Origin of the sequence: Pontibacter toksunensis (assembly GCF_042686245.1) — a bacterium.
Lineage (GTDB): Bacteria > Bacteroidota > Bacteroidia > Cytophagales > Hymenobacteraceae > Pontibacter > Pontibacter toksunensis.
On the sequence record NZ_JBHUOX010000002.1, the window covers coordinates 256,376 to 278,433 of the forward strand.

Annotated in this window: 14 protein-coding genes; 7 read left to right on the forward strand and 7 right to left on the reverse strand. The window is 48.8% G+C overall.

The genetic code is table 11. The features are described from left to right. Positions 1-15: 15 nt before the first annotated feature. A complete protein-coding gene (locus ACFS7Z_RS03935) occupies positions 16-3,390 on the reverse strand; it encodes a S41 family peptidase (RefSeq protein WP_377481233.1) in 3,375 nt (1,124 codons plus the stop codon). 104 nt (positions 3,391-3,494) lie between these two features. Further along, positions 3,495-4,820, reverse strand: a complete 1,326-nt coding sequence (locus ACFS7Z_RS03940; RefSeq protein WP_377481236.1) for an MFS transporter — start codon at positions 4,818-4,820, stop codon at positions 3,495-3,497. A 274-nt stretch (positions 4,821-5,094) separates the two neighbouring features. On the opposite strand from ACFS7Z_RS03940, the gene ACFS7Z_RS03945 reads away from it, so the two are divergent. The 6 genes from ACFS7Z_RS03945 (at position 5,095) to ACFS7Z_RS03970 (ending at position 13,093) form a co-directional block, all read left to right on the forward strand. Continuing rightward, entirely contained in the window at positions 5,095-5,424 is a 330-nt protein-coding gene (locus tag ACFS7Z_RS03945; RefSeq protein ID WP_377481239.1) for a hypothetical protein, read from the forward strand. A 314-nt stretch (positions 5,425-5,738) separates the two neighbouring features. Further along, positions 5,739-7,193, forward strand: coding sequence for an alanine/glycine:cation symporter family protein (locus ACFS7Z_RS03950; RefSeq protein ID WP_377481242.1), 1,455 nt, complete (start codon positions 5,739-5,741; stop codon positions 7,191-7,193). Positions 7,194-8,027: 834 nt separating this feature from the next. Further along, positions 8,028-8,492, forward strand: coding sequence for a peptide-methionine (R)-S-oxide reductase MsrB (gene msrB, locus ACFS7Z_RS03955; protein ID WP_377481246.1), 465 nt, complete (start codon positions 8,028-8,030; stop codon positions 8,490-8,492). A 221-nt stretch (positions 8,493-8,713) separates the two neighbouring features. Continuing rightward, a complete protein-coding gene (locus ACFS7Z_RS03960) occupies positions 8,714-9,004 on the forward strand; it encodes an isoamylase early set domain-containing protein (protein ID WP_377481249.1) in 291 nt (96 codons plus the stop codon). A 645-nt stretch (positions 9,005-9,649) separates the two neighbouring features. Further along, positions 9,650-12,082, forward strand: coding sequence for a TonB-dependent receptor domain-containing protein (locus ACFS7Z_RS03965; RefSeq protein WP_377481252.1), 2,433 nt, complete (start codon positions 9,650-9,652; stop codon positions 12,080-12,082). Positions 12,083-12,283: 201 nt separating this feature from the next. Then, positions 12,284-13,093, forward strand: coding sequence for a tRNA pseudouridine synthase A (locus ACFS7Z_RS03970; RefSeq protein ID WP_377481256.1), 810 nt, complete (start codon positions 12,284-12,286; stop codon positions 13,091-13,093). Between the two features lie 48 nt (positions 13,094-13,141). On the opposite strand, the gene ACFS7Z_RS03975 is transcribed toward ACFS7Z_RS03970, so the two are convergent. Beyond that, complete coding sequence (locus ACFS7Z_RS03975; protein WP_377481258.1) at positions 13,142-13,744, reverse strand: hypothetical protein; 603 nt, start codon at positions 13,742-13,744, stop codon at positions 13,142-13,144. A 297-nt stretch (positions 13,745-14,041) separates the two neighbouring features. Here ACFS7Z_RS03975 and ACFS7Z_RS03980 point away from each other — a divergent pair, with 297 nt between their 5' ends. Then, positions 14,042-15,577, forward strand: coding sequence for an N-acyl-D-amino-acid deacylase family protein (locus ACFS7Z_RS03980; protein WP_377481261.1), 1,536 nt, complete (start codon positions 14,042-14,044; stop codon positions 15,575-15,577). A 97-nt stretch (positions 15,578-15,674) separates the two neighbouring features. Here the strand turns inward: ACFS7Z_RS03980 and ACFS7Z_RS03985 are convergent, their stop codons facing one another. The 4 genes from ACFS7Z_RS03985 to ACFS7Z_RS04000 form a co-directional block, all read right to left on the reverse strand. Then, positions 15,675-18,341 (reverse strand): cation-translocating P-type ATPase, encoded by a 2,667-nt coding sequence (locus tag ACFS7Z_RS03985; protein WP_377481264.1) that lies wholly within the window; start codon positions 18,339-18,341, stop codon positions 15,675-15,677. Positions 18,342-18,627: 286 nt separating this feature from the next. Continuing rightward, positions 18,628-18,897, reverse strand: a complete 270-nt coding sequence (locus ACFS7Z_RS03990; RefSeq protein ID WP_377481267.1) for a hypothetical protein — start codon at positions 18,895-18,897, stop codon at positions 18,628-18,630. Between the two features lie 248 nt (positions 18,898-19,145). Beyond that, positions 19,146-21,317: a xanthine dehydrogenase family protein molybdopterin-binding subunit gene (locus tag ACFS7Z_RS03995; RefSeq protein WP_377481270.1), complete on the reverse strand. Its 2,172-nt coding sequence runs from the start codon at positions 21,315-21,317 to the stop codon at positions 19,146-19,148. A gap of 4 nt (positions 21,318-21,321) precedes the next feature. Then, entirely contained in the window at positions 21,322-21,780 is a 459-nt protein-coding gene (locus ACFS7Z_RS04000) for a (2Fe-2S)-binding protein (protein ID WP_377481273.1), read from the reverse strand. Between the last annotated feature and the right edge of the window lie 278 nt (positions 21,781-22,058).

Sequence of the window (22,058 nt, forward strand, 5' to 3'; positions counted from 1 at the left end):
AATTCAATTCTGTTACTACTTATCAGGTTGTGTGGCTTCTTTTTCCCAGCCCTCCGGACGACGCCACCTGTTCGGGGCCGCTGGTTCTGGCTTTAAGATTACCTCCTGCGTTTTGAGGAGTTCCATTGCTTCTGCCACGGCTCTTTCCAGTTGAGGATCCCTGCCTGCTATGACGTCTGCCGGTTTATTCATCACCTCAATATCCGGCGCTACGCCTTCGCCCTCTACGGCCCACTCGCCATTTGCATCCACAAAACCACCGCGTGGTGCTACCATACGGCCGCCATCAATGAAAGGAGGCGTATCCCAGGTGCCTACCAGGCCACCCCAGGTGCGGGTTCCGACAATGGGGCCTATCTCCATCTTCCGGAACAGGTAAGGCAGCAAATCGCCGCCAGAGCCAGCCATTTCATTTACAATCATTACCTTCGGGCCCCATATACCGGACATTGGTGTGGTGAAAGGTCGATGCTCGCCTACTTTGCTGTTGAAATAACCGTGCAATTCCCGGCCCATAATGTCTACCATGTAATCTGCTGCAGAGCCACCACCATTGTTGCGTTCATCAATCACAGCTCCTTTTTTATCCTGCTGGCCAAAATAATACCGGTTAAAGTAAGTGTATCCACCCTGACCTGTGTTTGGAATATATACATAAGCCAGTTTGCCACCGGAAAGCTCGTCTACCTTTCTGCGGTTGCCTTCAATCCAGGCAATACGTCTCAGGCCGTTCTCGTTTGATATAGGCACTACCGTTACCAGGCGGGAGCCTTCCATCGTTGGCTTGCTATTGATGCGAAGCACCGTCTGGCGGTCAGCAGTGGCTTCAAAAAACTTGTAGAAGTTCTCCGGAGCTTTTACTTCCTGTCCATTTACCTCCAGGATATAATCGCCATTCTTAATGTTCAGGCCAGGAGCACGAAGCGGAGCACGCAAATCCGGGTTCCAGGCTTCGCCGTTGTAGATGTTGCTGATGCGGTAGTAGCCTTTTTCAATTTCATAATCTGCACCCAACAAACCTATCTGCACGCGTTTCACATCCGGAAAGTCACCACCGGAAGTATAGGAGTGGCCGACAGATACTTCGCCACCCAAAATATCAATCATGTAATGCAGCTCTGAACGATGGCGCACGTGCTCCAGCCAGGGACCGTACCATTCGTAAAGCTTATCCCAGGGGGCTCCGTGCACATTGTCCACGTACAGGAAGTCGCGCTGGTATCGCCAGCCTTCCCGGAAGATCTGCTTCCACTCCTCTGCAGGCTCCACCTTCACTTTCATGTCTGCTACCTTCAGCTTCCCGTCGCCTGGCTTTGGTGCGCTGCCTGATGTGCTCACAATACTCCAGTTGCTGCCGCTGCGGTACAGCAGGCTCTTGCGGTCGAAGGATACAGAAGCATCGTTCACCTTCGTCAGATACTCCGTTGGTTTTGCTTCCTTCAGGCTGTAGCGGTGAAGGTTGTCTCCCTGCTGGTTCTGGATGCTCTCCAGGTAAAACACCTGCCCTTCCGGCCCAGGCAAAAGCCCTGTATAGTTGCGCTCCGGTATATCGATTGGAATGATGCGCTGGCTCAGCCCTTCCATGTCGATCTTCACCTGCACGGCAGGTTTCACTACCTTAGGCTCACCTTTTTGACCACTCTTTGTTCTTACCTCTTTCTCTTTTTTCTTTGGCTTGTCGTCCTGCAGGTCCAGGTCCTCCTTTTCCTCCGGCTCATTCTGAGTAAGTTCCTCATCACTCTTGGGCAGCAACGGAGAGGGTGTGTCCTTGGAAAGCACGATCATATACAGGCTCCTTGTTACCGGATGGTCGTAGCTGCTCATGTCAAGCCAGCCGGTGTTCAGGCCAAAGTTGGTGCTGGCCAGGAAGTACAGGTACTTGCCGCTTTCATCCCAGACAGGAGAAAGCGCATCCGCCATTTTATCTGTTAGCTGCAGGGTCTGATTCGTCTCTACGTTATGCACTTTCACCGCCTTAAACTGATTATCAAGAAGGCGCGTGTAAGCAATCCACTTACTGTCCGGAGACCACACCGGGTTCATCGTTCTGTCTGGGTGAGCGTATCCTTCAGTATCTGCTTTCTTGATTTTACCGTTGGCAACCTCTACATACCAGAGGTTATAGTCTGTGTCGGTAAAGGCGATGTATTTGTTGTTAGGCGACCATTCCGGGCGGAAAAAGAAAGTAGGATTCGGGATGGCAATGCTGCGTGGTTTAGTAAGCCCTTCCTGGTCGCCGATCAGGAGCTGATATTCGCCACTGGCATCTGAGAACCAGGCAATCTTTTTACCATCCGGAGACCAGGTAGGGAAACGGTCAGCGGCTCCCGAGGTGCGGGTGATGTTGCGCCAGTCCCCTTCCTCCTTCGGAACAGTAAACACCTCCCCGCGCGCCTCAAACAGTGCCCGCTTGCCACCAGGGCTCAGGGAAGCATGCATCAGTTGCATAGGCGAGACATCTGCCCAACGTGGGCGAGCCCAGTCAAAGTCACCTCGTACGTCTATGGATAACTGTTTTGTCTCGTTTGTCTTCGGGTTCAGCAGGTGGAGGTAACCTCCCTGCTCATACACCAGCATGCCGGCACCCGCATCCAGGTTCTTTGTGTCGAACTGCTTGTGGAAGGTGTGCTGCTTCAGCTCTTCTGTTTTGGGGTTGTAAGACCATATGTTGTTGGCGTAGTCTCTTTCAGACAGGAAGTATACAATACCGTCCATCCAGACAGGACTGGTATGCCGCTCTTTATTCTCCTGTGGCGTCTGCTTCAGGGAGTAATTCTTCAGGTCAACAATCCAGATAGGCTGGGCCTGCCCTCCCCTGTAGTTGCGCCATTCCGGGTCCCAGAAAGAAATAGGCTGATAAGCCGCGTACTGCCCATCCTCTGACAGCTCTCCTCCTGCTGCCTGCGGGATCTTGAGTGCCTGCGGCATACCCTGATCGACAGAAATCTGGTAGAATTTAGAACTGGCTGTTGGGTGCCCATCACGTCCGGAGATAAACAGCACCGATTTACCATCGGGCGTCCAGCCGGTTACATCGTCATTCCCCGGATGCCAGGTAAGTCTTTTGGGTTGACCACCTTGTGCAGGAATCAGGTATACATCAGTGTTGCCATCATACTGTCCGGTAAAGGCAATCCATTGGCCATCGGGTGAGAAATGGGGATTGGTTTCAGCTCCCTCATTGGAGGTAAGCCTGCGGGCAATGCCAAGATTTGTTGTGCTTCCATTACGATCGGCAATCCAGAGGTCGTTGGCATATACAAAGGCAACATGGCCTTCGCTGATAGTGGGTTGCCGCAGCAGGCGGGTACCCTGTGCCTGTACCGTAGCGTGCAACGAACACAAAGCGCTTCCCAGCAGGGTAACCTGTAAAAGCTTTTTAAGTATCATGTGTGTTTATTTAGAATAGAGTCTAAATATAACACATGATACTATAAAAGAATATTTTGTAGCTAGTCTTAGCTTTTAAGGTTCTGCAGGACTAAGAAGCTTTATCAGGCTAGCTGCTCATCTACGTCTTTTACTATCAGCGTCAGGAAGCCGCCTAGTATCATGGAACATCCCCCCAGCACCAAGGAATAAATAGCTTGTCCACCAAAGAGGTTATCGGTCATGAAGCCCAGGATGGCACCGGCTACAATCTGAGGAATTACAATGAAGAAATTGAAAACACCCATGTAGTAGCCCATTCTTTTGGCTGGCAAAGCTCCCGCCAGTATAGCGTAAGGCATAGACAGGATACTAGCCCAGGCAATGCCCACGCCCACCATCGACACCAAGAGCATCATCGGGTTTGTAATAAAGTAGATGGATATAAGGCCAAGTCCCCCCAGCACGAGGCAAATCAGGTGGGTAATTCTACGGTTAGTGGCTTTGGCAAGGAAAGGCAGCAGGAGGGCGAAAATAGCAGAAACACCATTGTAAACAGCAAAGCATACCCCCACCCAATCTGCTCCCTCATTATAGAGCGCCGAGGTTGTATCAGAAGTTCCATACACGTGGCTGGTCAGGGCACTGGTGGTGTAAATCCACATTGAGAAAAGGGCAAACCAGGAGAAGAACTGCACCACTGCCAGCTGCAGCATGGTTTTGGGCATATGGAATATACCCATGAACGTTTCCCTCACACCATCGCTGAAGGAGGTGTTTCTTTTCTCTTCCTCGAAAGCCTCCATGTCTTCGGGAGGATACTCCTCTGTTTTGAAGACCGTCCAGAGAACAGCTGCCAGGAAGACAATTCCACCCACATAAAATGACCATTTTACCGAGGATGGAATCATACCCTCAGGGGCGGTATTGGGAACACCAATCCAGTTAGTGAAGATGTATGGAAGCATCGAAGCCACTACGGCACCGACACCAATAAAGAAGGTTTGGGTGGCAAAGCCCATCGTCCGCTGGCTCGAAGGCAGTAAATCTCCTACCAGTGCCCTGAATGGCTCCATCGATATGTTGATGGACGTATCCAGGATCCAGAGCATGCCCACTGCCATCCAGAGCACAGACGCATTCGGCATGACAAACAAAGCGGCTGAGGCCAGAATGGCGCCTATCAGGAAAAATGGCCGGCGGCGGCCGAGTTGCGGATGCCAGGTGCGGTCACTCAGGTAGCCAATAATTGGCTGCACCACTAGGCCTGTAACGGGAGCCGCCAACCAGTATAGCGCAATTTCTGTTCCGCCAAGTGTTTCAAAAATACGGCTGACGTTAGCGTTCTGGAGCGCGAAACCAAACTGAATACCTAAAAACCCGAAACTCATATTCCAGATTTGCCAGAAGCTTAGCCTCTTCTTGTCAGCGGCCCGAACTGTTTGTGTCATACAAGTCTTGTTATGATGGTGTTGTCGTTAAATTTAGCTTTTTTTACAGATACTTATACATACCCCCAGCAGGCAATTATATCAGGAAAGCAGGCGCTCACTCAGTTTGAGACATTTAATATTGTAAAAAGTTTCCAGTATCTCGCACTTTCGTTAAAGCACCAGGCAGGTATGAGAGCCAGGCAGGTGCGTCTGCCTTCCTCAGAAACCCATCATCAGTAATTATGATACACCTGCATCAAAATTACCGGCTCCATCCCTTAACTTAGGGGGTATGGAAATACAGGGTAAATGGACCAGAGACGAAGAGGGCTTCATGGAATTTGAAACCCCGGAACTTCAGCGCCACTATGAGACCATCACAGACAAGTACCACCAGGTATACAACCGCTACGCAGCAGAGTTGGATGATGATGAAGCATACTATAAAGCACTGGAGGAAGGTTACGAGATGGTAACGGATTATAAAACCATCAACGGAAACCAGGAGTTTGCAACTACTTACATTACGCCAGCAGCTGTAGCTGATGTCTGGTATGAGACCGATGAATTCACCAATAAAAGAATCTATGACAAAGGCTTCATCAGGATCAGCAGCACTTAAATTACATCTCCCTCCTGCTTTTTTAAGCTGCCGCACGTGCTTTGAAAGCAGGATGGCAGTTGCTCTTTTACCGCCCCTGCTACTGAATGTTATCCTGTGACCTTTCCTCTATAGCTTGTGACGCCCTGGTTGTAGCACAGAAAGTACTGCCTGATTTAAAGCAGTAACGGAGGCAGCTTACTGCAGTTGTGCGCTACCTTTTAGAAGGAAAATGCCAAAAATTTGCTTTCTTTAAGCATAAGAAGATAAGAGAACTCAGTTATACAGCTTTTAAAACAGTCTTAACCTGCTGTTCCTCTGCCGAAAAGAATCTCATGGAAAACATTATCAGTTCGATCAACGACATTGTTTGGAGCAACGCTCTTATCATACTTTGCCTTGGTGCAGGAATTTATTTCTCCTTCGTAACCCGGTTTTTGCAGGTCCGCTACCTGCGCGAAATGATACGCCTGCTCTTCAACGGGCAGTCATCTGAAAAAGGGGTCAGCTCCTTTCAGGCATTTTCTATTGCTATTGCCGGCCGCGTGGGGACAGGCAATATAGCCGGCGTAGCTACAGCCATTGCCATGGGCGGCCCGGGTGCTGTGTTCTGGATGTGGATGATTGCTTTTCTAGGCAGTTCTTCCGCCTTCATCGAAGCAACACTGGGCCAGATATACAAGCAGGTTAAGGACGGACAGTACCGCGGTGGCCCCGCCTACTACATTGAGAAAGGCCTGGGGGTAAAATGGTATGCCGTTCTTTTTGCCGTAGCCACTATCATTAGTATGGCGCTCTTTTTACCGGGAGTGCAGAGCAACAGCATTGCTTCCAGTATTTATACTGCCTTTAATGTTCCTGTGGCCGTAACGGGCGCCGTTGTCACCTTTATGTTGGCGCTCATCATTTTCGGGGGCGTGAGGCGTATCGGGAAAGTAGCGGAAATTGCAGTTCCGTTTATGGCGGGAGCATACATCCTGATGACTATCATTATCATCTGTGTGAATATCACAGAGGTGCCTGCTGTTATCAGTCTGATAGTGCGTTCTGCTTTTGACATTGAACCTGCCTTTGCCGGTGTTTTTGGTATGGCTATCTCCTGGGGAGTAAAAAGAGGCATTTACTCAAATGAGGCGGGCCAGGGAACGGCACCACATGCAGCTGCGGCGGCAGAGGTTAGCCACCCGGCAAAGCAAGGGCTGGTACAGGCATTTTCTGTTTACGTAGACACATTATTTGTCTGTACAGCCACCGCTTTTATGATTCTGTTTACCGGGCAGTACAATGTGGTTAATCCGGAGGGGGGGTTTATAGTAGAAAACCTGCCCGGTGTGGCGTTCGGGCCGGAGTATACGCAGCAGGCGGTGAACACCTACTTTCCTTCGCTCGGCAGCGGCTTTGTAGCTATCTCCCTCCTGTTTTTTGCTTTCACCACCATCATGGCTTACTATTACATTGCTGAAACCAACCTGACGTACCTGAATGCCAAGGGGAGCAAATGGCAGCTCTGGACATTAAGAGCTTTAATTTTGGCGGCTACTTTTTACGGTTCCATCAAAACAGCTGAGTCGGCCTGGGTGCTGGGTGATATAGGCGTGGGCATTATGGCCTGGCTGAACGTGGTGGCCATCATCTTGCTGAGAAAGCCGGCGCTTCGGGCGCTGAAAGATTACCAGGACCAGCGCAAAGCGGGCCTTGATCCTGTATTCAGCGCAAAGAAGTTGGATATCAGAAATGCGGATGAATGGGACAAACCCGAGCAGCTAAAGAAAGAGGCTGTTGCCGTATAGGTAAATCCGCTTTTGCCCGATGTGTGCCGGTTTAAAATAGGCTTTGACAGGAACAGGCAAGAACTGATTCCGGTCAAAGCCCTTTTTAATTTCCCTTTTTTTTCCGATAACAAGTCCATCCTACCAAATTGCCTAAAGCTCCTTCCATAAATAAGCCTTTAACAAGTGCTGGCATAGAGTGAGTGTGTTTTCAGCCTTTGGGTTGAGCGCCTGGGGGAAGAGGGCCTGGGGGAAGAGGGCCCTCTATTTGTAGATTTTCAGGTGCCGCGTCTTCCCTTATGTAGGGCCCCTGCCCCAGCCTGGAGAGTATAGGCCGGTAAAATGAAAAAGGCTGTTTATGAGTCGCTGGATGAACTGTAACCACGGCAGCTTAGCCAGAAAAAAGTTCTCATTCCTATGGATTACACTTGATGCGATTTGATATCAGCAGGTATGCTATTTTTCCTGTCATGCAGAAATGAACCGGGAAAAAAGGAGGGCAAGCTTCCTTTACTTAGCCCTGAGCTACTTTCATAGTACGAGATACAGAAGCCATATACTTGCGCTTTGGCCAAATGGGTGATGGTGGCGGCAAGCGAAGCAAAAAATCAGCAATGATGATAAAGCCGGACGACAAAAGGAGTAACTCCAATGCCTGCCGCGTATGTTAACACAGCAGCCACCGTAGCACGACGTGTGCACTCTACCTGATAGTAACCGATGCGCTGTGTTTTGATAAGAAGGAGGTTCTTTACAGATCCTGTTTTAGACAACTAAAGCAACTTAACCAGAAGGGGATAGAAACCTATTTCCTGCTCTCTCGTTTCGTAAAACAATTTCTAGCCATACCATCTGATGCTCCGTTGGATAGACGTCATAAAATTTGCCAAATACAGTAATCCCGAGCCTAATAGAAGGGTTGAGAAGACAGAGGAAGAATGGGAGCAGCAGCTTACACCGGAGCAGTACCAGGTAGCAAGGCAAAAGGGAACAGAGCGGCCCTACAAAAATGCCTACTGCCGCAACTATGAACCTAGAGTTTATGCCTGCGTTGGCTGTGAAAGCCTTTTATTCGACTCCAGTGATAAGTACTACGCTATGTCCGGATGGCCGAGTTTTACGCAACCCATAAAAAAGGGTGCCATAAAGTACGCTTTCGACGACAGCCACCGGATGCAACGTATAGAAGCCATGTGCAATGTTTGCGACTGCCACCTGGGCCATGTCTTTGACGATGGTCCCGAACCCACCGGGTTGCGTTACTGTATTAACTCTGTTAGCCTGATAAAAACATACAAGGATAGGCAGAATAATCATTAGAAAAGACACTTAAGTATATTTCTCCGCAGGAGTACCGGTGAACAGCAAGTGTAAACCAGCTATTTGAAAAGCAGTGACGTTTCAAAAAAACTATTGAAATAGTTCTTGCAAATCTTTTTGTTTTAATCTCAAAATTCATATATTTTGTTAATCAATGGGTTACTTTTTTGTTTTTATTCGTATTAAGGCGTAAATATTGTTTTCCTAATAGAAACTAAAAAATGATACAGAAAACTTATCTTAAAACGAAGGATTCTTGTAAGGTTAAATTCACGGTGAATCCTGATAATGCTGAAACAGTAGAAATTCTTGGCCTGAACAACGACTGGGAGAACGGAGTTACCATGAGCAAGAAGAAGGGTGGCACATTTACTTATGAGACCTCACTTCCTAAAAACAGCCAGCATGAGTTCAGGTATCTTGTAAACAAGTCTGAATGGATGAATGAGCCAGAGGCAGACGAGCAGCGTCCGAACGAGTTTGGCAGCAGTAACAGTGTGTTGTCCCTTTAAGCAGTAAAATCCTATACAAGACTTTTACTTTAAGTTGTTTCCGGTATATCTTTTATAAAAAGGTGTGCTTCTTTACCAATGAAGGCCCTTGCCTGTTGAGTGCCTTCGTTGGTAATTTTCCTTCGTCTTTAAAAGACAAAGGAAATTTCCTTATTCCCTTATCTTAAGTTCACCGAACGACAAAACAAGTCATGATTTGCTGGCTTGTTACCCCCCTTTCTACATTAGCGGTTATACGAGTTATTTCCATTCCTTATTCCAGGTATGCACACCTCCTTCTGATGTTAACATCGGCAGTGTGCTTGTTTCAGCTTTCGTGTTTTATTACCTGCAGGTAACTGTCTCAGTATACCTTCTTACAGATGCACCGGGTAAGCTACAGAAACCATTCTTTTTTGTAAGCCAGTAACCTACCTCAGCTAATTCCCCCTAAAATATGCTTGCGCTGGGCTTTACTTCTGCCAGTCTCCTCCCTTAGCAGGAAATTTCTTAGCTACCTCCTCACCTGTAGGCAACCAGTGTTAGTAGAATAAAATCCCTTATTCGTCTAAAAGCTCTCCAGAATCGCTTATAGTACCTTGCTATACAAAGTACTATATACCATATTTGTGCCGTCAGAACAACAACGCGAAACAAAATAAAAATATGAAAAATCTTTTCACATTACTGCTGCTTCTCTTCTGTAGCAGTCCTGTCTGGGCCCAGGCAGATGGTATACTCTCAGGTATAGTGGTAGATGATAAAACACAGCCTGTAGGCTTTGTGAATGTAGCCGTAGTAGATGCCTCCACCGCCAAAGTGGTGACAGGCGCCATTGCAGACATGGACGGGCGATTCCAGATTAAGACACCAGCCACAGGCGTATACCAGCTTAAGCTCAACGGCCTGGGGTATGTAGAGACACAAACCGAACCGTTCAAAGTAACCGGACCGGGTTTTTCGAAAGATTTTGGAAAGCTACAGGTAAAAGGCGATGTGAAGACGCTGAGTGAGGTGCAGGTGCAAACCATGCGCCCTACCGTTACAACACACCCGGACAAAATGGTGGTGAGCGTAGAAGGAACCGCCCTGGCAAGCGGCAGCACAGCCTATGAGGTGCTGGCCAAGCCGCCAGGTGTCTGGATAGACCAGGATGGTAACCTGCAGCTGAATGGCAAGGCAGGTGTGCAGGTCATGCTGAACGGCAAACGCTCTTTCTTGTCAGGGAAAGAGCTCCAGAACCTGCTGCAAGGTATGAGCGCCGAGAATATCAAAGACCTGGAGCTAATCACGAACCCATCGGCAAAGTTTGATGCTGAAGGAGCCTCCGGCATCATCAACATTAACCTGAAAAAGCCACAGCAGGCGGGTATGAACGGCAGCGTTTACGGCGGCTACCAGTATAACAACCTGAACTCCTATACTGCCGGTGGGGAGCTGAGCCACAAAAGCGGCAAGTGGAATTCTTTCGGTAGCGTGGACCTTGCCCGCCGAATGCGCTACCGCGACGCGAAAATGGACCGTGTCTTTTTAACCGAAGATGGCAGAAAGAGCGCGTATGACCAGACAGGCTACGAAGAAGGGGAACGCTTGCAGCCCTCGCTCAGAATAGGTACGGATTACGACCTGAACAGCCAGCACAGCATCGGGGCCATGGTAAACCTCAACGTAAACCGAAGCGACAATTTCTTCCGTACAGAGTCTTACCTGCTAAACGACAATGCAGCTGACGACCTGTACATACATGCCCTCAACAGTACCGAAGGCGCTTACGGTAACGGCACCGTAAACCTGCACTACCTGGGCAAGCTCGATACCCTGGGCACTACCCTATCCGCAGACTTGGATTATGTGCATATCACCAGCAGGGACGATGCGTCGTTTCGTAACCGCTACATATTCCTAAGCAGCCCTTCTGAGCAAAGGCACGAGCTGTTACTGAGCGAGAACCCGACCAGCTACGACATTTACTCAGCCAAAGTAGACTTCACAAAATCGCTAGGAAAAGGCACCAAGCTGGAGGTAGGCGCGAAGGCAAGCCAGGTAATTTCTGATAATGAATTGCGCTTCTTCGAGACATCAGACGGCAAAGAAATTCCTGACCCTGACCGCAGCAACCACTTTATCTATAAAGAAGACATTTACGCAGCTTATGCCAATGTATCGGCTACATTGGGCAATAAATGGACAGTGCAGGGTGGGTTACGCGCAGAGCAGACAGAATCTGTGGGTAATTCCCTGACTAAAAACCAGAAAACAGACCGGAGCTACCTGGACCTGTTCCCGAGTGTGTTTGTGCAGCAGAAAGTCAGCGACAACTACCAGATTGCATACAAGTACAGCCGCCGCATTAACAGGCCAAATTACCAGCATCTGAACCCGTTCATCTTCTTCCTCGACCCTTTCACGTCAGCCCAGGGTAATCCTTACCTGAAGCCGCAGTACGTAAACTCCTTCGAAGTAACCCAGACGCTGAAACAGACTTATAACCTTATATTTGGATACGCCGTGACGCAGGACTTTATAGCAGAAGTGCCAAACCAGAACCCGGTCGATAACACAACGGTATTTCAGCAGCAGAACGTAAAGAACCAGAAAAGTGCCACAGCTACGCTGGTAGCTCCGGTGCGGGTATCGAAAAAGTGGGAAATCAGCAACAACATCATTGGAATGTATCAGGAGTTTACGAATGTGTCAGGCGATGACATCATTGTAAACGACCAGGTAACGGTGATTGCACAGACCAACCACAATGTAATGCTTCCACTCGGCCTGCGCCTGGAGCTAAACGGCGGTTACCAAAGCCCTGCCGTGTATGGCCTCTACAGAATAGAAGACCAGATGTGGCTGGATGCCGGGTTAAAGCGCAACTTCCTGAACGACAAGCTAACAATGACGCTAAACGTAACGGATATCTTCAAAGGCCGTGTCATGAACGTAGAAACCAACCTGAATGGGAACATCAACGCCATTGAGCAGTACCATGGGGCACGCAGCGTCAGGCTGAACCTGCGCTACCGTTTCAGCAAAGGCACGTCCTTCCAATCCAAGAAACGCAATGTGAACCTGGATGAGCTAAACAGAACAGGCGGAAACTAGGAGTAGCGGATTGCTCCATACATATAAAGGACAAACTTAAAGAAAGCCTCACCTTCCGGTAGTGCATATTTTGCTACTGAAAGGTGAGGCTTTCTCCATCCTGTCCGGCAGCATTGCTAGCCTGTTTAACTTGCAAAGGTTCGTGCTCAGAACACAGTTCTAAATGGTATCTTGTGAACTCACAGCAGCAAACAAAACACCTTGAGATACTTTTTCCATATAGGCTATAACGGCACCAACTATAGAGGCTGGCAGCGCCACCCCTATGGGGTAAATGTGCAGCAGACAATTGAAGATTGCCTTCAAAGAATTTTGAAAGTGCCTACTTCTATTGTGGGATGTGGAAGAACAGATGCGCAGGTACATGCCAGCCAGTTCTTCTTTCATCTGGATGTAGAAAAGCCTTGGGAATTCGATATGCGCTTCCGGCTGAACAAAGTCTTGCCGCCAGATATCGCCGTATTTGATATTAATCCGATGGAGGGTATGCCGCATGCACGTTTTGATGCGACCCAGAGAAGCTACGACTACTTTATACATACTTACAAAAACCCGTTTCTGAGTGATGTTAGCTCCCTCTACCTCATCAAGAACCTGAACCTCGACAAGATGAAAGAGGCTACTGCCCTACTCCCTTTGTACAGCGACTACCGGTACCTATGCATCACCCCGGCAGAGCACGACAGCACTATCTGCCAAATTACTTCTGCAAGCTGGTATGCGGATAAAAATGGTGACAGGCTTCGGTTTCAGATATCTGCAAACAGGTACCTGAGCAGGATGATTCGGATAATCGTTGGGAAGCTGCTGCAGATAGGCACTGGCTCACTAAGTGTGGATGAATTTAGAAGTTACCTTGCCGCTGAACGAGCACCGAAAGCACTCACGCCGGCCTACCCTCAGGGCCTGTACCTTTCTAAAGTAACCTATCCTTATCTGGATCTTACACCATGTACATCATTTTCCGAAGCTTTGCTGGATCAGGCAAATGACTATTGGCATACAATTTAAAAACAACACAGGAAGCGGCTAAAAAAGTATGTTTTTAAAAGCGATACGCTATTGTGCGGCTTTGTCTTTTGGAGGATTGATCATGATATGAGCGCCGTGTGTTCCAGGATGCATGATCCAAGGCATAGCCGGGGCATCGGGTTTAAGCGGCAGACCAGTGCTTTCTGCGGTGGCAAAAGGAATATATACCACATACCGCAGGTAGCCATCCTTAACTTCGCCGGTAGTCTGGTTAAAGTTTTCTTCTGGCGCACCATACACAAATAAGGTAGAAGCTTGTTTTGGCATCTTTAGCTTATTGCTTTTTACCTCCTGCTCCCTCGTATCAAAAATTTCCTGTGATGTTTTACCGGCTTTCCGCAACTCCCGGCCCCGTGCCATAAACGGCTCCAGGTCTTGGTGATAGCAGGAAGTTGAGAAGCCTTTCTGGTTCGGATCATCCGCCAAACATATCATGTCGTTTGACCCTTTCCGTAGTAATACAAACTCACCCTTCTGATTATATCCATATACGGTGGCGTCTGCCCTTTTATCGGATGGAGCAGCAAGCACAGCAGATTTTATCTGTGCATCAGAAGAGGGAACAGCTGTTTGAGAGAAAGCGCAAAATCCTGCCATGGCAAGAAAAGCAGTAGTCAATGTTTTTTTCATAGCGGTCACAGGTTAGGTTGAGAGTGCTGAGATCAGCTGCTTCATCAGCAATTAAGATAGACAATTTAACACAATAACTCCAACAAAAGCCACTGTTTTACACGCCTGCACATGGCAGAACAACTGAATAGCAATACATTGAATCAGGACGCGCCACACCTGCCCCACCGGCAATTGAAGAGCATATCTACCCTTGTTCACTCCATGGCTGCGCACTATACCAAGTAAGCATAGTATATTGTCTCTGAAAAGCTCCCCCTGGAGGAACCAGTATAAAACCAAAGGCAAAAAAAGAATATGAAGGCAGTGAAACAAGCGCTCCCATTTATCTGTCTGGTCGTTACCCTTGCATCCTGTCTGCGTGTAGGCAATTCTAAGACTTATGACCTGCTGCTGCAAAAAGCTACTGTCATTGATGGGACAGGACAGGCTCCTTATGTGGCAAACCTCCTGATAAGAGGCGATTCGATTGCGCTGATAAACAAAGATACAGCCACAACTTATTCTGTTGGCAGAAAAATAAATGCTGAAGGTTTGGTTCTGACTCCTGGATTCATTGATACCCACGCACATGGGGACCCTTTGGAAACGCCGCAATTCAGAAATTTTATTTCAATGGGTGTCACTACCATAAGCTTAGGTCAGGATGGCTTTAGCCCGGAGCAGCTGGACCTGCGGGTTTGGATGGACAGCGTCAGCCAGATTAATCCTGCTGTCAATGTTGCCCTATTTGTCGGCCACGGCACATTACGGATGCTGTCTGGCACGCAGTACGACGCTGTTCCTTCTGAAGCGCACTATGCGGCTATGGAAAAATTACTGGCTGATGCCATGGAGGCCGGCTGCTATGGCATGACGACCGGGCTTGAGTATACACCCGGTTATTTTGCAGACAGCACAGAGTTGAACAGACTGGCCAGAGTGGTCGGAGCAAACAATGGGCTGCTCATGAGCCATATGCGGAACGAAGATGATGCCTTTGTGGAGGCATCTATAAAGGAGCTGCTGGCACTGGGGAAATACGGCCCGGTTCATGTTTCGCATCTGAAAGTAGTCTTCGGCAAAGGACAAAACAGGGCACAGGAAATTCTGCACCTGCTGGATAGCGCCAGAGCAAGGGGTTTGAAAGTCACAGCCGATTTATACCCTTACACCGCCAGCTACACAGGCATCGCCATCCTCTTTCCGGAGTGGGCCCAGAAGCCAAATGATTTCAAGCAAGTGATAAACACCAGAAGAGCAGAGTTAAGCACGTACCTCCACAACAGGGTCATGCTTCGCAATGGGCCTGAAGCCACTTTAATTGGTTCGGGACCACACAGGGGAAAAACACTTGCTCAGGTAGCCAGGGAACTGAACAAGCCTTTTCAGGATATTCTTATAGATGAAATCGGACCCTACGGTGCAAGCGGTGCCTACTTTGTTATGGACGAAAAGTTACAGGAAACTTTGTTGAAGAACCCATACGTAATGGTTTGTACCGATGGCAGCCCCACCATGCACCACCCCAGGGGTTACGGCACCTATGCTAAAATCATACAAACTTATGTTCAGGACAGAAAGAGTTTACGTTTAGAGGAAGCCATACACAAAATGACAGGCTTGCCCGCCGAAACCATAGGTCTGCAGGACCGTGGCTTCATTAGGCAAGGGTTTAAGGCCGACATACTTCTTTTCAATCCGGCCGAAGTAAAAGAAAACGCCACCTACGAAGACCCGCATCAGTTAGCCACCGGCTTCCGCTACGTAATTGTAAACGGCAGAGTGGTGAAAGAGGGGGATAAACTCAGCGAGGAAAGGGCCGGAAAGATGCTGCGGAAAAAGAGCTTGTAAATAATATCAGATAAAAGAAATCCAGGATTTACAACCAGCTTAACCTTCTCCCATTCAAGTTAGTAACTCATTTGCCGCATTCTACTGTTATCTGTTACTATTGCTTAGCTAATTTCCGATAGATTTTAATGACAAAGAAGACAATACTGCCCGCAGCAACGGAAATGAGCAGGTTTTCCAGTGAAAGAGGCACAAGCCTGAAAAAGCTTTTCATGAAAGGCAGGTATATGACTGCCAGTTGTAGAAGAACAGCGCCGGCAACTACCAGTGTCATCAACAAGTTTGTATTTATGGCAAACGCTGAGTGGGCTGAAGATCGCAACGCAAGTGCCTGAAAGACCTGCGAAAACCCTACGGTAGCAAAAATCATGGTCTGCCATGTCAAATCTTCCGGATTGGAAGAGTCAAAATAATATATACCTAACCCCAGCGAAACAGCAGCAATTGTTACTCCGACTAAGCCTAAGGGGAAAATATCCTTCTTTTCCAGCGCTCCCTTTTCCGGGTTTCTGGGCGGTCTTCTCATAGTATCCTCTTCGGCGGGTTCTGTCCCCAGGCCAAGCCCAAGTAATCCATCGGTGAGCAGGTTCAGCCATAACAGCTGTAAAGGCTGTAGCGCTATGACCATTCCAAAAAAGGGGGCCACCATCATGATAAGCACTTTGCCGATATTTCCTGCAAAGGAGAACCTGATAAACCGGAGCAGGTTGTCAAAAATCACCCTTCCCTCCTCTACTGCCGCCACAATTGTAGCAAAGTTATCATCCAGCAACACCATATCTGCCGCCTCCTTGGCCACGTCTGTGCCTGTTATTCCCATGGCTACGCCTATGTTTGCTTTTCGTAAAGCCGGGGAGTCATTCACACCGTCGCCAGTCATGGCCACCACTTCACCTCGTTTCTGGAGGGCACTTATTATTCGTAGCTTATCTTCCGGCGACACGCGTGCATACACAGAGGCTTTTTCAGCTAAGCTTAGCAGTTCCTCCTCGCCTGCCTTGTTCAACATTTCGCCGGTTATGGCTTCATGCTGATTTGAGAACTGCAGGTCTCTGCCAATAGCTGCAGCAGTCAGCGGATGGTCTCCTGTAATCATGATGGGTTTAATACCTGCCAGCTTACAATTACTGACAGCTGCTTTCACTTCCTCCCGGGGAGGGTCAATCATACCTGTCAAGCCAATAAAGGTGAGGCCATTTTCCATTTCATCACCATCTGCCCTGTCTAAAGCCCGAAAGGCAAGGCCAAGCACCCGCATGCCATTTTCTGCCAGTCTTGAGTTAGCCCGAATAATCCGCTCCTTCCATTCTTCATTCAGCGGCTCCCGCTTCCCCTTCACCCATACTGAATCAGCAACTTTCAAAAGAGCGTCAGGGGCGCCCTTGGTACAAAGCAGAAAAGGACTGCCCTGGAGAACGTTAAAATAGTGTGGTGCCTGCCCGTTCATTTTATGAATGGTGGACATCAGTTTCCTCTCACTGTCAAAAGGTATTTCGTTCACTCTTGGCAACGCCTGATAAAGGTCTTCTTTGTGGATGTCCCGCTTCGCTCCTGCTACTAATAAAGCCGTCTCGGTAGGGTCTCCGATTACCTGCTCTGATTCAGGGTCAGCAGCTTTATCCAGTGTGGCATCATTGCATAGCACGGAAACAGCAAGTGCAAAATCAAGGGTGTCTGCTGCTTGTTCACCTTCTTCTACAGGAGCACCGGGCTTTAGCTCTACTGTCTGCTCTGCCAGGTCTACCACTGTCACCGTCATTTTATTCTGGGTGAGGGTGCCGGTTTTATCAGAGCAGATAACTGTAACAGAGCCAAGTGTCTCCACGGCTGGAAGCTTCCTGATCAAGGCATTCCGTTTTAACATTCTTTGTCCGCCCAGTGCCAGTGTAATGGTCACCACGGCAGGAAGGCCCTCAGGAACAACGGCCACGGCAACACTCACCGCTGTCAGAAACATATCTGCGGCTGTCTCACCCAAAAGCATACCTATGCCGAAGATTATAGCCGCTGCAATAACTCCAACAAGTGCCAGCATCTTACCCAGCTTGTCCAGCCGTTCCTGCAGTGGCGTTTTCGTTGTTTCTACGGTTGATATGAGGTTGGCAATATTACCTAGTTCTGTGCGCATGCCGGTAGAAACCGTTACTCCTACGCCTCTGCCATAGGTTACTACAGTTCCCATGTATGCCATGTTCTTCCTGTCACCTATTGGCACATCCTCTTCCGGCAGGGTAGCTGTGCTTTTCTCTACTGCCTCAGACTCTCCTGTTAATGAGGCCTCCTGTATTTTGAGGTTAAATGCTTCCAGCACACGCAGGTCTGCGGGTACCACGTTTCCTGCCTCTATTTCTACAATGTCGCCGGGCACCAGTTCCTTTGCAGGTATTTCCTTTACTGTACCGTCCCTTCGCACCCTCACCTTCGGAACTACCATTCTGTTCAGAGCGGCCATGGCACGCTCTGCCCTGTACTCCTGAATAAACCCTAGAAATCCGAAAAGGAGCACTATCGCCAGAATAGCCACGGCTTCTGTTGTTTTACCGAGGAAGAGGGAGAGCAGGGCAGCAGCTATCAGGATCAGCACCATGGTTTCGGTGAACTGCTGCAGCAGCATTTTGAAAGGACTTTTCTGCTTCTTTTCCTCCAGGCTATTAGGACCGTACTTTTTAAGACGCGCACCAGCCTCGGCATCCGGGATACCTTTGACAGATGAACTAAGTTCAGCTAAAACGTCTTCTTTGGGGCTTGTATACCAACTGTTCATCCTGATGCATTATGGGTTCAATTAGCTGAGAGTATTACGTAAACAGCTGCTTTAAAGTCTTTCATACGTAGGTTAAGATACATATTTTAGCGTAGTTTTCTATAAGCAGAAGCCCGTTCTGCTGCCATTTATATGACAGCAGAACGGGCTTCTGCTTTATATTCTTTTTTATACTAACAGCTCCTGAAGCTGTCTGTGGTACGTTGGTTCATCCGCCACTTCATCTGGGAAAAACGGGTTATATATAAAGCAGCGTCAGGCAAGGCAGGCAATCCAGATGAACAGCTTAAGCAGCTATTGCATCCAGCATAGCCGCATTGGCAGCAAGCAGCGTATCGTGAAGTTCCTGGTACAGTTTTCTAGCCTTTACGCGCAAGCAAAATCTATCGAATGTGTTCACCAGAATTTTCAGGTCTGCTCCTGCTATGATGCCTCGAATGCCTGTGTGCATCAAAGCCTCTGCAAGTACTTCATCCCTGATGAGGATAACATTATTTGTAGAACCTTCTTTTAAGAAGGTGCACTCTAACCCTCCACTAACATATTTCATCGGCATAGTGCTGCTGTTTTTCAACCCTTTTTGTAGCCTGTTTAAATCTTTTACAATGAACATGGTTAAAGAAGCTTTGTAGTGTCTGACTAATAGATAAACAAAACTACCTAAACCAAATCGCTGAAAGTATGACCTGAGTCACCACAGTAAAAGACTTACATCAACAATAGTCGATATACATAGTATTCACGAGGTACAGCTCTATTTTTCAATTGACTTGCCTTCACTTTACAGTCCTGCCACTTGCCTCTTTAAGGAGCACCAACAGAAGCTTTCAGGCCATCTGGCACCAGGGGCAAAGTCTTTAGCCGGACACTGGTAGCATTGGCGATGGCATTCCGGATAGCCGGCGCTATGCCCACAATAGGCGCTTCTCCGGCTCCGGAAGAAGGCAGGTCTTTCCGGTTGAGGGTGACGATTTCTACAATGGGTGTGTCTTTGAAGCGCGGAACCCGGTACTGTGCAAAGTGAGGATTCAGAATCTTTCCATTCTCAAAATCAACAGCCTCAAACAAGGCGCCTCCAAGGCCCTGTACAACAGAACCCAGAATCTGGTTTTCAAGGTGTTCCGGGTTGATGATCGCCCCGCACTCAAACGCAGTGGTTGTGCGTAGCACTTTTACCTCTCCAGAACCCGGGTCAACGGCGACTTCGGCACAGGTAGCTGTAAAGCCCCCTTTTTCGGTTCCGCCCCCTATACCATAGCCATGGTTTGGAGCAGGCTTTGACTTTCCCCATCCAAAAGCTTTCGCGGCAGCTTCAAAAACGGCTCTCAACCGGGGCTCCTGCAGGTTTTTCAGCCGAAACTCCAGCGGATCCATGTTTACCAGATGCGCCAAATCATCCATCTGCGACTCGAGTGCGAATATGTTCGCCGTAGAAGCCAGTCCGCGGTAAGAACCCTGCCGTAGCGGTGACTCCACCGGGTGATACTGTATCTGCTGGTCAGGCACCTCGTACGGCGTACGGATACCTGAGCCGCCGGAGTTGTAGTTGTGGAACTCCCAGGATGTTAAGGTACCATCATTCATTACGCCACTGCTTACCTCTATCACACCCGCTGGCCGGAAGTAGGCCCAGGTAAACTCCTCTTCACGTGTCCAGACGAGCTTGACAGGTTTTTGTGTTGCCTTTGCCAGCCGTGCAGCTTCCACGGCTGCTTCCCCGCTGTGTTTGCCACCGTAGGCTGATCCTGTGTCGGGCATGATAACCCGAACCTTCTCTTTTGGTATTTTAAACTTATCGGCCAATTCGTCCTGGACTCCGAAAGGCCGTTGCGTGCCGGTCCAGACAGTCAGTTTGTCGTTCTCCCATTTCGCCAGAGCAGCACGCGGTTCCATGGGCGCATGGGCAATATAATCGATGTTATAAGTAGCTTCCAGCTTTTTGTCAGCTGCAGCCATACCTTGTGCTACATTTCCTTTCTCGGTACTGCCTCTTCCTCCCCTACCTTCGGAAGCATTTTTCTTCAGGTAGTCAAAGATATTGGAGCGGGATGGCTGCTGCGTCTTGTTCCACTGCGCCTTTATTGATTCTAATGCCTTTGTTGCTGTCTGAGCATCGGGAGCAGCTACACCAACAAAGTCACCTTCGTGCACCACGACCACACCAGGCATGGCCTCGGCAGCAGAAAGATCCACGGAGGCCAGGCTTGCGCCGAAAGCGGGGGCACGAAGCACTTTCCCGTACAGCATTCCCGGCTGCTTCAGGTCAGAGACAAACTTATGCCGTCCTGTAATCAGGTCTCTCCCGTTTACTTTTGGCACTGATGTTCCGGCAATTTGCCACTTATCGGTGGGAGTTAAAGATGTACTTTCCGATACCTCTTTCAGCAGCTGCTTTCCTTTGGTGATCTCTCCGAAAGAAAGTGCCTTGTTATTTTTAGTGTTGATGACTTTGCCATCAGCAACTTTAAGTGCGCTCTTATCCGTTTTCCATTGCTGCGCTGCCATGTCCAGCAGCATGGTTCGGGCTGTGGCAGCAGCTTTCCGGAGTTGCGGCCCCATGCTCGGTGTGGTGCGGCTGCCAAAAGTACCAGCGTCATACGGTGTGAGATCAGTATCGCCCATCACCATATTGATGGAGGCAACCGGAGTATGAAGTTCTTCGGCCACTACCTGTGCCAGAGAAGTACGGATGTTCTGCCCAACCTCCACTTTGCCGGTATACACTGTAATCACATCATTCTCCCCGATATGAAGCCACGCCCCCACTTCCCTGGATGATGCTCTTCTGAAATCCAGTGCATTTTCAGGTTCAGAGAGAAGAGCAAAGGCATCCTGCAACACAAATGTTACGGCAATACCGCCACCCAGGAGTTTAAAAAACCTGCGCCTGCTGTTACTAAACCCGCTGTTGGTTTCAGAAGCAGGCACCTGTTGCTCCTGGTTCTGTTGGGTATCTGCGTCGGATTCTTCTTTCATGGCCTTATGCTTTTGTGTTAGACGCTTCCTGTATTGCCCTCACGATGCGGGGGTAAGTTCCGCAACGGCAGATATTCCCGTTCATATAGTCCACTATCTCTTCCTGTGATGGCTTTGGATTGTCCTTGAGCAGTGCAACTGCAGACATAATCATACCCGGTGCACAATAGCCGCACTGAAAAACATCTACATTCAGGAAAGCCTCCTGTACAGGGTGAAGCTTGCCCTCTTTCTCCAGCCCTTCTATTGTTGTAACCTGTTTTCCCTCTGCTGCACGCAGTGGTACGCTGCAGGAGCGAACAGCTTTCCCATCCATCAGCACCGTGCAGGCGCCACACTGGCCTTCCCCGCAACCATACTTGGTGCCCGTCAGGTCCAGTTCATCGCGCAGCACATAGAGCAGGCTTGTTCCGGCTCCGGCACTGACGGCACGTTTTATACCATTCACTTGAAGCTCCATCATTTTATGTATTAAGGTGGCGTTTAGACTAAATGTATGAATTTCAGCACGAAAAGGAAAGGAAACCCTCTGGTAATACCACTCCTCCTAAACTATACTCCATGGAATCTCACTCATTTTATGAGTCGACATCCTCTTCTAGTGCTTTATTCTTTCTAAACTGGTGTGGCTAAGCCCAGGGCACAGGCAACTCAGAAACAGTTCCATCGCTTCTCCCTGTGCTCTCCCGAGCAGCCTAGTCCTGGGGGTAGAGGCCCTATTGGGATTATCCCTTATCCACA

Excerpts from the sequence above, each read along its gene's own strand:
- ACFS7Z_RS03935 (WP_377481233.1), bottom strand. The coding sequence starts at position 3,390 with ATGATACTTAAAAAGCTTTTACAGGTTACCCTGCTGGGAAGCGCTTTG.
- ACFS7Z_RS03940 (WP_377481236.1), bottom strand. The coding sequence starts at position 4,820 with ATGACACAAACAGTTCGGGCCGCTGACAAGAAGAGGCTAAGCTTCTGG.
- ACFS7Z_RS03945 (WP_377481239.1), top strand. The coding sequence starts at position 5,095 with ATGGAAATACAGGGTAAATGGACCAGAGACGAAGAGGGCTTCATGGAA.
- ACFS7Z_RS03950 (WP_377481242.1), top strand. The coding sequence starts at position 5,739 with ATGGAAAACATTATCAGTTCGATCAACGACATTGTTTGGAGCAACGCT.
- msrB (WP_377481246.1), top strand. The coding sequence starts at position 8,028 with ATGCTCCGTTGGATAGACGTCATAAAATTTGCCAAATACAGTAATCCC.
- ACFS7Z_RS03960 (WP_377481249.1), top strand. The coding sequence starts at position 8,714 with ATGATACAGAAAACTTATCTTAAAACGAAGGATTCTTGTAAGGTTAAA.
- ACFS7Z_RS03965 (WP_377481252.1), top strand. The coding sequence starts at position 9,650 with ATGAAAAATCTTTTCACATTACTGCTGCTTCTCTTCTGTAGCAGTCCT.
- ACFS7Z_RS03975 (WP_377481258.1), bottom strand. The coding sequence starts at position 13,744 with ATGAAAAAAACATTGACTACTGCTTTTCTTGCCATGGCAGGATTTTGC.
- ACFS7Z_RS03980 (WP_377481261.1), top strand. The coding sequence starts at position 14,042 with ATGAAGGCAGTGAAACAAGCGCTCCCATTTATCTGTCTGGTCGTTACC.
- ACFS7Z_RS03985 (WP_377481264.1), bottom strand. The coding sequence starts at position 18,341 with ATGAACAGTTGGTATACAAGCCCCAAAGAAGACGTTTTAGCTGAACTT.
- ACFS7Z_RS03990 (WP_377481267.1), bottom strand. The coding sequence starts at position 18,897 with ATGCCGATGAAATATGTTAGTGGAGGGTTAGAGTGCACCTTCTTAAAA.
- ACFS7Z_RS03995 (WP_377481270.1), bottom strand. The coding sequence starts at position 21,317 with ATGAAAGAAGAATCCGACGCAGATACCCAACAGAACCAGGAGCAACAG.
- ACFS7Z_RS04000 (WP_377481273.1), bottom strand. The coding sequence starts at position 21,780 with ATGATGGAGCTTCAAGTGAATGGTATAAAACGTGCCGTCAGTGCCGGA.